We start from the raw sequence: 12,829 nt of genomic DNA, 5'->3' as shown, positions 1-12,829 counted from the left end.
GGCTTCATGCCAGGCGCGCGCCGTTGGCCAGCGGTCGGTCGAAGCCGGCCAGCACCACCTTGCCTTGCGGGTCGTAGGCGCCGGTCACCAGCACGTCCGAGCGTACTCCGGCGATGCGTTTAGGGGCGAAGTTGCACACGCACAGTACCTGGCGGCCGACCAGCTCGTCGGCCCGGTAATGCTCGGTGATCTGTGCGCTGGAGGTCTTCACGCCCAGCTCGCCCAGATCGACTTCCAGCACATAGGCGGGTTTGCGTGCGGCACTGTTGGGGCGGACCCTGAGCAGGGTGCCGACACGCAGCTCCACGCGCTCGAAGTCCTGCCATTCGATGATCGGCATCTTGGCCTCGTTTCTGGATGGGTTGGCAGAGTCTAGGGCCTGGCGGATGCCGGATCTGTCGCGCTACTTGCGGGTATTGTCGCGCGCCTCGCGTGCCTGACGGCGCAGCTCGCGTGGGGTGATGCCCAGTTCACGCACCAGGGCCGCGGTGAAGGCACTCTGCGAGCCATAGCCGACCCGTGCGGCAACCTCACCAACCGCCAGGCGGCTGCCCAGTAGCAAGTCGCGGCCCAGCTGCAGGCGGCGCAGGCGGACATGCTCCATCGGTGTACGGCCGGTCTCGGCGAGAAAACGAGCATGGAAGCGCGCCGCTGACAGCCCGCACAGGCGCGCCAGGTCGGCCACTTGCAGCGGATGGGCGCAGTGCCGGTCGATGTGCGCGTCGAGGCTGGCCAGCGGCAGGCTTGCGGGTGCTGCCAGAGCCGGGGCGCCGCTGAGGCTGGCGAGGAGCAGGGCAGCGCCCTGCTGGGCGATCACCGTGTCGCCGATCGGGCTGGCTGCCAGCCAGTCGACCAGCTGGCTCTGTGCCGGATTGAGCTGGATTCGTCCCGGTGTCTCCAGCAGGCGCCGGCTGGCCTCGGCATGGTGGCCGAGGCGCTGCTGCAGCCAGCCATCCTGCGGTACGTCCAGCACCAGGCAGCGGCTGCCGGTCGGGCTGGCGCAGGCGTGGTGGGTCGCGGGCGGCACCACGGCCAGGCTCATGCTCGAAACCTGGCAGCCGCGCCCGGCGACCTCGAAGTCGAGCCGGCCGGAGAGGCCGAACACCAGCTGGGCATGGTCGTGGCTGTGGGCAATCTGCTCGTGGTGGTAGTGGCGCAGCGAGAGCAGCTGGGACATGGCGGGACTCCTGATCGAGCGGTCAGTGTACATCGCGTCGGCGAGGGCGGCTTGTCATGCAATAGTCATTGCATCGTCACGGACGCTTCACTGCGGCGGCGCACGCTTGGCCAAACCCAGCCGGAGGCCGCCCATGAGCATCGCCGAGCGCAACAAGCCCAGCCGCAAGCAGCATGTCCGCACTCTATGGATTTCCGACGTTCACCTAGGTACCCGCGACTGTCAGGCCGAGCGCCTGGCGGGTTTTCTCAAGCGCTACCAGGCCGACCGTATCTATCTGGTCGGCGACATCATCGACGGTTGGAAGCTGCGCAGCGGCATCTACTGGCCGCAGACGCACACCAACGTGATTCGCCGCCTGCTGACCATGAGCAAGCGCGGCACCGAGGTGATCTACGTCACCGGCAACCATGACGAATTCCTGCGCCGCTACTCCACGCTGATCCTTGGCAATATCCAACTGGTCGACGAGGCGGTGCACGAGACCGCCGACGGCCGCCGCTTGCTGGTAATCCACGGCGACCAGTTCGACGTGATCACCCGTTACCACAAGTGGCTGGCCTTCCTCGGCGACTCGGCCTACGAGTTCACACTGACCCTCAACCGCTGGCTCAACCACTGGCGCGAGCGCTGGGGTTACGGCTACTGGTCGCTGTCGGCCTTTCTCAAGCACAAGGTCAAGACAGCGGTGAACTTCATCAGCGACTTCGAGGAGTCCATCGCCCACGAGTGCGTCAAGCGCGGGCTGGACGGCGCCGTCTGCGGCCATATCCACCATGCCGAGATCCGCAAGGTGAACGGGGTCGAGTACATGAACTGTGGCGACTGGGTGGAGTCCTGCACGGCGTTGATCGAACACCTGGACGGCAGCATCCAGCTGTATCGCCTGGCCGAGGATCAGGCGGCCGTGACCGAAGCCGTCGCGCTCGAGCAGGCGGCATGAGGATTCTGATCGTCAGCGACGCCTGGCATCCGCAGGTCAACGGCGTGGTCACCAGCCTGCAGGCGCTGGTGAGCGAGCTGCGTGGCCTGGGGCATCTGGTCAAGCTGCTGTCGCCGCAGGACTTCCGCCATCTGCCCTGTCCCAGCTACCCGGAGATTCCGCTGGCCTGGGACCTGTGGCGGGTTGGTCCGGCGATCCGCGAGTTCCGCCCGGACTGCGTGCACCTTGCCACCGAGGGCCCGCTGGGCTGGGCGGCACGGCGCTGGTTGAGCAAACGCGGCCTGGCCTTTTCCAGCGCCATCCACACGCGCTTTCCCGAATATGTGCATACGCGTTGGCCGCGTATTCCGCTGGCCTGGGGCTACGCCTACCTGCGTCGTTTCCACCGCCCGAGCCAGGCGGTGCTGGTCAGTACCGAGCGGCTGCGTGAGGAGTTCGCCGGCTGGCGTCTGGAACGCCTGCAGTTGTGGCGCAAAGGCGTGAATGGCGCACTGTTCTTTCCACGCCCAGTGGCGCGGAGTGAACCGGTGTTTCTCTATGTCGGACGTCTGGCTGCGGAGAAGAACCTGCGCGCCTTTCTCGATCTGGCGCTGCCGGGCGAGAAGCGTGTGGTCGGCGACGGTCCCGAGCGTGCCGAGCTGCAGGCCGCCTACCCGCAGGTGAATTTCCTCGGTTACCAGCAGGGTGAGGCGCTGGCCCAGGCCTTCGCCGCCGCCAGCGTGCTGGTGTTCCCGTCGCGTACCGACACCTACGGCCTGGTGATGCTCGAAGCGCTGGCCTGCGGCACGCCGGTGGCGGCTTATCCGGTGTCGGGGCCGCTGGATGTGCTGGAAGCGGGGGTGACCGGGGTGATGGACGAGGACTTGCAGCAGGCCTGCCTGGCGGCACTGGTGTTAGATCGGTCGGTCTGTGCCGAGCGTGCGGCGCGCCAGTCCTGGCTCGCCTCGGCGCTGGAGTTCCTGGCCAGCCAGCCGTTGCTCGACGGCGAGCTGCTGGAGCAGCAGGACTGGTTGCCCGCGACGTAGGTTGGGTTGAGCGTAGCGAAGCCCAACGGCGTACCTTGGCCCGATGCTCCGCCTGTTGGGCTTCGGCGCTGTGCGCCTCAACCCAACCTACGCGGTTCGCTCCAGCCTTACAGGATGACCTTGTCGCGCAGCTTGTCGGCGGCCTGATTGAGGGCCTGGATGACCTTCTCTTTGTCGTAGTTCTGGATGCCGTTGGTATCCAGGTACATGGAGAAGCCGGGTAACTCGTGCTCGACATAGCTGGAGCGGGCGCCCAGGTCGCGGCGGAAGTCCACCACCTGATAGATCTGCACCGGCCGGCTGAAACCCTTGACCGCGATCTGGCCCTTGTCGCGGCACATGATCACGTCCTTGATCAGCGAGTAGGTCTCGTGGGAGATGAGGATCTCGCCGGCCTCGGAGGAGCTTTCCAGGCGGCTGGCCAGGTTCACTTCGCGGCCGATGATGGTGTAGTCCATGCGCGTGTCGGCGCCGAAGTTGCCCACGGTGCAGTAGCCGGTGTTCAGGCCCATGCGGATTTCCAGCGGTTTGGTGATGCCCTGGGCGCGCCACTGCTGGCGCAGCACCTTCATGTGCTTGCGCATGGCGATGGCCATGGACACGGCATTCACGGCGTCCTTCTTGGCGCCCTGGCTGGACGGGTCGCCGAAGAACACCAGCACGCTGTCGCCGACGAACTTGTCGATAGTACCGCCGTACTTGAGGGCGATCTTCGACATTTCGTTGAGGTAGGTGTTGAGCAGGTCGGTGAGCTGTTCGGCTTCCAGTTCTTCGGCCAGCTCGGTGAAGCCCTTGATGTCGGAAAAGAATACGGTGAGCTTCTTGCGCTGGGTTTCCAGGCGCACGTGCTTCTTGCCGCTGAAGATCAGCTCCCAGACCTGCGGCGACAGGTACTTGGCCAGGTTGCGTGCCAGACGTGCGGCCTTTTCCTGCTCGCGTTTGATCTCGTGGCGCGCCAGGGTCAGGCGCAGGCCCTGCTCATGCACGAAGAAGGCAGTGATGCAGATGTACAGGGTGCTCAGCAGGATGCTGACCAGCGCGACCAGGGTCGGGGTGTCGGTATTGATCTCGGGATGAATCAACGCGGTGTTCAGCGCCATGCTGCCGGTGGCGATCAGCACGGCCAGACCCATCTGGCGCACGCCGCCGGCAATCAGCGCGCTGAAGCACAGGGTCAGCAGAAACATCAGCCCGGGGACTGCCGAGAAGCCCATCAGCACCGCGGCGGCACCCGCATGCACGGCGTCGATGAACAGCAGGGTGAGGTTGGTCTTTTCCGGGTAGTCGCGCTTGAAACGGTTGCTCAGGTGATAGGCCAGGTGTGGGTAGAGCAGTGCGTAGGGCACCATCCACAGGATGGCGTAACCGAAGTGGTTGACGTAGGTGCCGGCGGCGATGGCGGCCGCCGGAGCGATGTAGGCCAGCACCCGCGAGTAGTACTCACGCAGCAACGGGGCGGGTTGCGCCCTGAGGATTTCCTGGACGTTGGACTTCATTGACGGTGCGATCCCTGATGATTTTCTGACGCTTCTGCTGAGCGTCTGAGCGGTCTGCAAGACCTGCGCCAAGGTGTGGCGGGTGAGGGATCATAACCAGCTGCCATCTGGCGGCCAAGTATGACCGCCGAATGGCGTGGCGTTCAGCAGGCCTGGCGCTCGACGGCGGCCATGTAGAGGGACTGCTTGGGCTGGGCGAAAACCCGGCGCAGCATGGGCTCGAAGAACTCCAGCGGCAGGGTTTCGCCCTCCGGGTCGAAGGCGGCGGCGTCGTAGCGCGCGCAGAACTCGATGGTGGCCTGGAACTGCGGGTGATCCTTGAATTGCTCGCGCAGGTGTCGATCCAGCCCCAGGTGATGGAAGAAGTAGTAACCCTGGAAGATCGCGTGCTTCTCGATCATCCAGTGGTTCTCCGCGCTGACGAAGGGCTTGAGCATGGCCGCGGCGATATCGGCGTGGTTGTAGGAGCCGAGGGTGTCGCCGATGTCGTGCAGCAGGGCGCAGACCACGTATTCCTCGTCCTTGCCGTCACGGTAGGCCAGGGTGGCGGTCTGCAGCGAGTGGGTCAGGCGATCCACCGGGAAGCCGCCGAAGTCGCCGTCGAGCAGCTTGAGGTGAGCGAGGATGCGGTCCGGCAGCTGTTTGGCGAAGGCACCGAAATCCTGGGCGATGATGGCCCAGTCTTCGGCGCTGCCATCTTCCATATGAGTGAATTGGGCGTGTGCTTGCATGGTCGAGGCCTCAGAAGCGGATACGGCCGGTAAAGGCGTCCTTGAGCATTACCCAGTCGCCCATGAAGCTGTACAGCGGGTACTTGAAGGTGGCCGGCTTGTTCTTCTCGAAGACGAAGTGGCCGATCCAGGCGAAGCCGTAGCCGGCGAAGGGCAGGGCCAGCAGCCAGAGCCATTGCTGGGTCAGCAGGGCATAGGCGAGGATGCTCAGCACCAGCAGGCTGCCAACGTAGTGCAGGCGGCGGCACACATCGTTGCTGTGCTCCTGCAGGTAATAGGGGTAGAACTCGGCGAAGCTGTTGAAGCGTTCGGTGGTTTCGGCGCTCATGGCGTACCTCCTGTCATTGTTGGCCACAGTCTAAGCGTGCTGTCTTGCGCGGCCAGTGACATACGGTGCCAGTTTAGTATCCTCGTGGCGCCAGAGCGTGCCGACCACTGCATAAGAAGAACGATGAGCGAAAGAACCACTTCATCCAGCTGGGCCACCAGCATCGTCCAGGGCCTCGAAATGGGCGGCGTCGACTGCCGGCGTCTGTTTGCCCAGCTGGGCATGGACTACGAGGCGCTCAGCGATCCTGATGCACGCTTCCCTCAGGATGGTATGACCCGCCTCTGGCATCTGGCTGTGGAGGCCTCGGGTAATCCGTCCATTGGTCTGAACCTGGCTCGTCTGCCGGTGCGCCCCACGGCGTTTCATGTGGTGGGCTATGCGCTGATGTCCAGTCGCAATCTGCTCGAAGGTTTTCAACGTTTGGTGCGCTACCAACGCATCATTGGCGAGGGGGCGGATCTCAGTCTGCAGCCCAGTCCGGATGGCTACGAGCTGATCCTGGCCATTCACGGCGACCATCTGCCGGCTGCCCGCCCCAGCTACGAGGCCAGCCTGGCCCACACCATGGCCTTCAGTCGCTGGCTCACCGGCAAGCCGCTCAAGCCGCGTGAAGTGCGCTTCCAGGGGCCGCCGCCGGCGGATCTGCGGCCTTATGACGAGGTGTTCCAGGCGCCGTTGCGTTTCGGTAGCGAGCGCTATTCCCTGTTGTTCGAACGCGCCGACCTGGAAATGCTCTTGCCCTCTGCCAACGAAGCCCTGGCGCAAGTGCATGATCGTTTCGCCGGGGAGTACCTGGCGCGCTTCTCCGATGGTCGGGTGACCCATCAGGTACGCCAGGTGCTGTGCCGCCTGCTGCCGCAGGGCGAGCCCAAGCGCGAGGCGGTGGCCCAGGCGCTGCTGTTGTCCGAGCGCACCCTGCAGCGCCGCTTGCAGGAGGAGGGCACCAGCTACCAGCAGTTGCTCGATGACAGCCGGCGCGAGCTGGCCGAACAGTACCTGGCCCAGCCCAATCTGACCCTGTTGCAGATTGCCTACCTGCTTGGCTTCGCCGACCCCAGCAACTTCTTCCGGGCCTTCCGCCGCTGGTTCGACACCACGCCGGGCGAGTACCGCGCGCGGCTTTGAGTCTTTTGGTCGACGGCTATGTAGGCTGGGTTAGGCCGCGTTGCGGCTAACCCAGCCTACATCAATGCGTAGCGGCTTAATGGCGCCAGAAGGCGGGGAAGAGTAGGACCAGCACGGTGAGGATTTCCAGGCGCCCCAGCAGCATGCCGAAGGTCAGGACCCACTTGGCCATGTCCGGCAGGCTGGCGTAGTTGCCAGCCGGGCCGATCACTTCGCCCATGCCTGGGCCGACGCCGGAGACCATGGCGGCCGCGCCACTCAGTGCAGTGATCCAGTCCACTCCCGTGATTGCCACGCCCAGGGCCAGGGTGGCGATGGTGATGGTGTAGAAGAAGGCGAAGGCCAGGATCGAACGAACGATGTCTTCGTCCAGGCGATGGCGGTTGTAGTTCTGCCGGATCACCGCGCGCGGGTGCACCAGCTGCTTGAGGTTGGCCTTGAGCAGGATGTAGGCGACCTGGAAGCGGAACACCTTGAGGCCGCCAGCGGTGGAGCCGGAGCAACCGCCGACGAAACCCAGGTAGAAGAACAGCATGCTGGCGAACGGGCCCCACAGGTGGTAATCGCCCACGGCGAAGCCGGTGGTGGTCATCACCGAGGTGATGTTAACCGTCACGTGGCGCAGGGCATCGAGCCAGTGCAGGTCGGTGGTCAGCCACTTCCACAGCGCCAGCATCAGACAGCTGGACAGCAGGATCAGCAGGAAGCCACGTACCTGCTCGTCGCGCCACAGCGCCTTGTAGTTGCCGCGCAGCATGGAGACGTAGAGCACGAACGGCAGGCTGCCGAGGATCATGACCAGTACCGCCACCCAGTGCACCGCCGGCTGCTGCCATTTGCCCAGTGACGCGTCCGAGGTGGAGAAACCCCCGGTGGCGATGGCCGACATGGCGTGGTTGATGGCGTCGAACAGGCCCATGCCGGCCAGCCAGAAACCCAGTACGGCCAGCGAGCTGAGCCCGACGTAGGCCAGCACCATGTACTTGGCGACCATGTGCGAGCGTGGCATGACCTTTTCCGATCGGTCCGACGACTCGGTCTGGAACAGGCGCATGCCACCGATGCGCAGCATCGGCAGAATCGCCACGGCCATGCCGATGAAGCCGATGCCCCCCAGCCAGTGCAGCAGCGAGCGCCAGATCAGCAGGCCGGGCGCCATGTCGTCCAGGCCGCTGAAGATGGTGGCGCCGGTGGCGGTGATGCCGGACATGCTCTCGAAGTAGGCGTCGGTGAAGCTGATGTGGCGGGTAAAGATGAACGGCAGCGCGGCGAAGACCGACACCACCACCCAGCTGGATACGGTCAGCATGTACATGTCGCGCGGGCGCAGGTGGCTGTCGGCCGGTCGGCCCTGGGCGAGCATGGCGATGCCGGCGACGAAGGTGATCAGGCTCGACCAGAGAAAGGCGTTGATGCCTTGCGGGCTGGCGTAGAGCAACTGCGTGCCCACCGGCACCAGCATGCTCACCGCCAGGGTGATCAGGAAGATGCCATTGATGAAGGCGACAGTGCGCAGGGTGGACAGCTGCATCCGGGTCAGTGTTTCCAGAAGGTGCGGGTCACCAGCACCAGCACGGTGAGGATTTCCAGGCGGCCCAGCAGCATGCCGGCGGTCAGCAGCCACTTGGCGCTATCCGGCAGGCTGGCGAAGTTGCCGGCCGGGCCGATGATCGGGCCCAGGCCCGGGCCGACGTTGCACACCGCCGTGGCGGCGCCGGTCAGCGCGGTGACCCAGTCCAGGCCGGTCAGGGTCAGGGCCAGGGCCAAGACGCCAATGGTGATGGTGAAGAAGAAGGAGAAGGTGATCAGCGAGCGGACGATGTCTTCGTCCAAGTTGTGGTTGTTGTACTGCTGCTTGATTACTGCGCGCGGGTGCACCAGCTGCTGCAGGTTGGCGCGCAGCAGCACGTAGGCGACCTGGAAACGGAAGATCTTCAGGCCGCCGGAGGTCGAGCCCGAGCAGCCGCCGACGAAGGTCAGGTAGAAGAACAGCAACACGGCGAAGCTGCCCCAGGTGGTGTAGTCGCCCAGGGCGTAGCCGGTGGTGGTGACCACCGAAGTGACGTTGACCGCGACGATACGCACCGCATCGAGCCAGGCCTGGTCCGAGTTGAGCCAGAGCCAGGTGCCGAACACCAGCCAGGTCAGCACCAAAAAACCGAGGAAGCCACGGACCTGGTGGTCGCGCAGCAGCGCTTTGCGGTGGCCGCGCAGGAAGGCTACGTAGAGCATGAACGGCAGGCCGCCGGCGATCATCAGCACTACTGATACCCAGTGCACGGCCGGCTGCGGCCAGTGCGCCAGAGACGCGTCGGAGGTGGAATAGCCGCCGGTGGAGATCGAGGTCATCGCATGGTTGATCGCCTCGAAGGGGCTCATGCCCGCCGCCCAGTAAGCGAGGAAACCGATCAGGGTGAGACCGAGGTAGATGGCGAAGATGGACTTGGCGGCAATGTGCGAGCGCGGCACCACCTTTTCGCCCCAGTCCGAGGACTCGGTCTGGAACAGGCGCATGCCACCGACCCGCAGCAACGGCAGAATCGCCACCGCCATGCCGATAAAACCGATACCGCCCAGCCAATTGAGCATGGAGCGCCAAACCAGCAAGCCCGGTGACAGTTTGTCCAGCCCGGACAATACCGTAGAGCCGGTAGTGGTGATGCCGGACATGGTCTCGAAGAAGGCGTCGGTGTAGCTGATGTGGGCGATGATCAGCATCGGCAGGGCGGCGAAGATGCACACCACCAGCCAGCTGGAGGTCGTCAGCAGGTACATGTCGCGGGGGCGTAGCTGCACGTTTTTCGGCTTACCGGGCAGGATCAGGGCCATGCCGGCGACGAAGGTGATCATGCTTGACCACAGAAATGCGGTGATGTCGTCGGAGCGCTCATAGCTCAGCAGGGTCAGCATGGGGATGACCATGCTGACCGCCAGGGTGATCAGAAAAATGCCGATGATGAAACCGATGATGCGCAGGGTCGGCAGGGCCATTTAGGGAGCTCTGGCTACGGGCGGAGGCCGTCATTCTAGCCTGCCCGACGGGCGCCCTGTAAATCTGCAGGCAGGGGGCTTCCCAAGCGCTTGCCGATGCATAGAATTGCGCCCCAGGTGCCGGCCCTTGCCGGTTTTCTGAGTTCCCTCCTTCATGTCGCAAACCAGTCCGTGTCTCAGCTGTGGCGCCTGCTGCGCCTATTTTCGTGTGTCTTTTTTCTGGGGTGAGTGCCAATCTGCCGGCGGCACGGTGCCCGATCAGCTGGTCGAGCAGATCGGCCCGCACCACGTTGCCATGATCGGCACCACGGCCAAGCCGGCGCGCTGCGTCAGCCTGCTGGGCGAGATCGGTGATGGCGTGCGCTGCACCATGTACGAGAACCGCTCCAGCAGCTGCCGCGACTTTGCCGCCAGTTGGGAAGACGGTGTGCACAACCCGCGCTGCGACGCCGCCCGCGCGGCTCATGGCCTTCCGCCCCTGACGCCGCCACAGCAGCCGGAGCTGAGCCCGGATCGGGTCGCCTGAGATAATCGGCTAGAATGCCGGCCTGTTTGTTCAGGAGTAGGCCGATGCAAGCCCTCGATCTGTTGCTCAACCGTGTTTCCGTGGGTCGCCTGCTGGCGCCGGCGCCTGATGCTGGCCAGCGCGAGCTGATGTTCCGTGCCGCCCTGCGCGCGCCCGATCATGGTCAGCTGCGCCCCTGGCGTTTCATCACGGTAGAGGCCGAGGCGCGCGTACAGCTGGGCGAGCTGTTCGCCAGCGCACTGGCCAGTGACCCGGCCTGCAAGCCGGAGGCACTGGACAAGGCTCGCGCCATGCCGCTGCGTGCGCCGCTTCTGGTGGTGGTGGTCGCCCGGCTCAGCGAGCACCCCAAGGTGCCACGCCAGGAGCAGGTGCTGTCCGCCGGCTGTGCAGCTCATAGCCTGTTGCTGGCGGCGCAGGAGCTGGGCTTCGGGGCCATCTGGCGCACGGGCGATCTGGCCCATCATCCGCTGGTATTGGCCGGGCTGGGCGTGGGCGTCAATGAGCAGATCGTCGGCTTTCTCTATGTCGGCAGCTTCGAGGGTGAACGGCGCACGCCGCTGGCCCTGGACCCGGCCGAGTTCGTCAGTGTCTGGAACGGGCTTGGCCCGGTAGCTCCAGCGTAGCGACGAAGCCACCCTGCGGGTGGTTTTCCAGCAGTAGGCGCCCACCATGGCGCTCGGCCGCGCGGCGGGCGATGGCCAGGCCCAGGCCGTGGCCGGCCGCTTGCTGGTTGGGGGCGCGGAAAAAAGGTTCACCCAGGCGCGTCAGGATCTCTTCGGGCGCGCCGGGACCATGGTCGCGCACGGCAATGCGCAGCAAGCCGTTCTCTCCCGTCACGCTTATCTCCAGGGGCTGTGCGGGCGGATTGAAGCGCAGCGCATTGCGCAGCAGGTTGTCCAGGGCGCTGCGCAGCATATCGGGCCAGCCCTGCAGGGTGGCAGGCGCATGGGCCATGTTGAGGCGCAGCTGCTGCTCCGGTGCCAGCAGGCGGGCATTGGCCTGCACCTCGTCGAGTAACGGTTGCAACTCTACTGTGTGAGGTGCGCCAGTGTCCGCATCCAGGCGAGCGAGGGCGAGAATCTCGCCAATCAGTGCTTCCAGTCGATCACACTCCTGAGTCAGGCGGCCCCATAGCGACTGACGTTCTTCCCCGTTGGCCCGCTCGGCCAGAGCCAGAGCAATGCGTAGCCTGGCCAGCGGCGAGCGCAGCTCGTGGGACACATCGCGCAGCAGCTGGCGCTGGCTGCCGATCAGGTCCTGCAGGCGCGCGCCCATGCGGTTGAAGTCGCGGGCGAGCACACCAAATTCATCACCCCGGCTGGCCAGGTGCGCCAGGCTGTTCTGCTGATAAGCGGTCTGCCCGAGGTCGTGTACTGCCCCGCGCAGTCGCCCCAGTGGGCGAGTGATGGAGAGCGTCAGCAGCAGGCTGATAGCGGTCAGCACTACCAGGGCAATGGTCAGCGCGCTGAGTGGCCAGAACAAGCCGTCGCGCTGCCAGGCGACCAGTTCCGGGTGAGGGATGCGGTGGATAAACAGGTAGGTTTCGCCGCCGGGGCTGCGGTATTCCTCGGTCAGACGGCGCCAGGGCAGGCGCTTAGCATTGTCCTGGCGGGCCTCGAAGGCAGCTGCGCGGGGCGGGAAGGTGCCTTGCACCAGTGGCTGGCCATCGACATCGAGTACCTGGGTATCGATGCGGTAGCGGCGCTTGCGCTTTTCCAGCAGGTCCTGGGCTGCTCGCGGGCCTTGTTGTTCATAAAGGCTGCTCCAGCGCTCGGCGAAGTTCTTCAGCGCCGGATGGTGGCTGAGTACCCAGGCGTCCTGGTTCAGGGCGCGGCCCAGCAGCAGTGAAAGACCTGCGACCAGGGCGATGGCCAACCAGAAGCTGGCGAAGATGCGCCAGAACAGTGAACGCATGGGGACTCCTTCAAGGAAAAGGCCCGACAGGGATGCCGGGCCTCGGGGGTTACTGGGCTTGCGGATCCTTTTCGGCCTTCCAGGCGTTGAATTCCTGGCGTTCGGCACGGCGTTTTTCCATCTCGGCCTTGCGTGCGTCGAAAGTCTTCTGCTGCTCAGGCGTGAGGATGGTGCGGAGGGCCTTGTCATGTTCCAGGCGGGCCGTTTCCAGTTCCTTCTTCATCGCCTCCTGATCGGCCTTGGGTAGCTTGCCCAGGTACTTCTGGGTGATCTCGCGCGGGTCGTTGCGGTGCTCTCGCATCAGTTTGCCCATCTGCTCGCGTTGCTCGGCGCTCAGGTTGAGGTCCTTGAACAGCTTGCCGCCGGGGCCGGCGCGGTGCTCGCCGTGCATCGATTTGTGACAGGGCGCGTGTTCGCCGCTTTCGGGCATGGCCAGGGCGATGGTCGGCAGGCTGGTGGCGAGCAACAGTGCGATAAGGGTCTTGCGCATGGTGTGTCTCCTTGTCTAGAGGCCGGTGTGTTACCGGATGAGCTCAGTCTAGGGAGCGCAAGGTCAGGCGCGGTCAGGCA

General features: G+C 65.0%; 14 protein-coding genes. 5 read left to right on the top strand and 9 right to left on the bottom strand.

The features are described 5' to 3' along the window. Positions 1-4: 4 nt before the first annotated feature. Together P7A97_RS09980 and P7A97_RS09975 are read right to left on the bottom strand one after the other, a co-directional pair. Positions 5-340, bottom strand: coding sequence for a tRNA-binding protein (locus P7A97_RS09980; protein ID WP_277689787.1), 336 nt, complete (start codon positions 338-340; stop codon positions 5-7). Between the two features lie 63 nt (positions 341-403). Continuing rightward, on the bottom strand, positions 404-1,177 hold the full coding sequence (locus tag P7A97_RS09975) for an AraC family transcriptional regulator (RefSeq protein WP_277689786.1): 774 nt from the start codon (positions 1,175-1,177) through the stop codon (positions 404-406). A 133-nt stretch (positions 1,178-1,310) separates the two neighbouring features. On the opposite strand from P7A97_RS09975, the gene P7A97_RS09970 reads away from it, so the two are divergent. Together P7A97_RS09970 and P7A97_RS09965 are read left to right on the top strand one after the other, a co-directional pair. Beyond that, positions 1,311-2,120, top strand: coding sequence for a UDP-2,3-diacylglucosamine diphosphatase (locus P7A97_RS09970; protein ID WP_277689785.1), 810 nt, complete (start codon positions 1,311-1,313; stop codon positions 2,118-2,120). Further along, complete coding sequence (locus P7A97_RS09965; RefSeq protein WP_277689784.1) at positions 2,117-3,145, top strand: glycosyltransferase family 1 protein; 1,029 nt, start codon at positions 2,117-2,119, stop codon at positions 3,143-3,145. The genes P7A97_RS09970 and P7A97_RS09965 overlap by 4 nt, the downstream gene beginning before the upstream one ends. Positions 3,146-3,252: 107 nt before the next feature. Here P7A97_RS09965 and P7A97_RS09960 read toward each other — a convergent pair whose 3' ends face one another. The 3 genes from P7A97_RS09960 to P7A97_RS09950 form a co-directional block, all read right to left on the bottom strand. Continuing rightward, positions 3,253-4,641 carry an adenylate/guanylate cyclase domain-containing protein gene (locus P7A97_RS09960; protein WP_277689783.1) on the bottom strand — a complete coding sequence of 463 codons (1,389 nt, stop codon included), beginning with the start codon at positions 4,639-4,641 and terminating at the stop codon, positions 3,253-3,255. A 143-nt stretch (positions 4,642-4,784) separates the two neighbouring features. Then, entirely contained in the window at positions 4,785-5,372 is a 588-nt protein-coding gene (locus tag P7A97_RS09955; RefSeq protein WP_277689782.1) for an HD domain-containing protein, read from the bottom strand. 10 nt (positions 5,373-5,382) lie between these two features. Continuing rightward, positions 5,383-5,700 carry an Mpo1-like protein gene (locus P7A97_RS09950; protein ID WP_277689781.1) on the bottom strand — a complete coding sequence of 106 codons (318 nt, stop codon included), beginning with the start codon at positions 5,698-5,700 and terminating at the stop codon, positions 5,383-5,385. 123 nt (positions 5,701-5,823) lie between these two features. Here P7A97_RS09950 and P7A97_RS09945 point away from each other — a divergent pair, with 123 nt between their 5' ends. Continuing rightward, positions 5,824-6,828: an AraC family transcriptional regulator gene (locus P7A97_RS09945; RefSeq protein WP_277689780.1), complete on the top strand. Its 1,005-nt coding sequence runs from the start codon at positions 5,824-5,826 to the stop codon at positions 6,826-6,828. A gap of 76 nt (positions 6,829-6,904) precedes the next feature. On the opposite strand, the gene P7A97_RS09940 is transcribed toward P7A97_RS09945, so the two are convergent. Further along, complete coding sequence (locus P7A97_RS09940; RefSeq protein ID WP_277689779.1) at positions 6,905-8,359, bottom strand: TrkH family potassium uptake protein; 1,455 nt, start codon at positions 8,357-8,359, stop codon at positions 6,905-6,907. Positions 8,360-8,364: 5 nt separating this feature from the next. After that, on the bottom strand, positions 8,365-9,819 hold the full coding sequence (locus tag P7A97_RS09935) for a TrkH family potassium uptake protein (RefSeq protein WP_277689778.1): 1,455 nt from the start codon (positions 9,817-9,819) through the stop codon (positions 8,365-8,367). 154 nt (positions 9,820-9,973) lie between these two features. Between P7A97_RS09935 and P7A97_RS09930 the strand changes: the two genes are divergently transcribed. Further along, complete coding sequence (locus tag P7A97_RS09930; RefSeq protein WP_277689777.1) at positions 9,974-10,345, top strand: YkgJ family cysteine cluster protein; 372 nt, start codon at positions 9,974-9,976, stop codon at positions 10,343-10,345. A gap of 44 nt (positions 10,346-10,389) precedes the next feature. After that, a complete protein-coding gene (locus P7A97_RS09925) occupies positions 10,390-10,968 on the top strand; it encodes a nitroreductase family protein (protein ID WP_277689776.1) in 579 nt (192 codons plus the stop codon). On the opposite strand, the gene P7A97_RS09920 is transcribed toward P7A97_RS09925, so the two are convergent. Both P7A97_RS09920 and P7A97_RS09915 read right to left on the bottom strand, forming a co-directional pair. After that, positions 10,928-12,259 carry a HAMP domain-containing sensor histidine kinase gene (locus P7A97_RS09920; RefSeq protein ID WP_277689775.1) on the bottom strand — a complete coding sequence of 444 codons (1,332 nt, stop codon included), beginning with the start codon at positions 12,257-12,259 and terminating at the stop codon, positions 10,928-10,930. The genes P7A97_RS09925 and P7A97_RS09920 overlap by 41 nt on opposite strands. A 49-nt stretch (positions 12,260-12,308) precedes the next feature. After that, complete coding sequence (locus P7A97_RS09915) at positions 12,309-12,749, bottom strand: Spy/CpxP family protein refolding chaperone (RefSeq protein WP_277689774.1); 441 nt, start codon at positions 12,747-12,749, stop codon at positions 12,309-12,311. Positions 12,750-12,829 lie beyond the last annotated feature (80 nt).

The organism is Pseudomonas sp. GOM6, assembly GCF_029537485.1.
GTDB lineage: Bacteria > Pseudomonadota > Gammaproteobacteria > Pseudomonadales > Pseudomonadaceae > Aquipseudomonas.
This window is presented reverse-complemented; position numbering and strand designations above follow the sequence as displayed.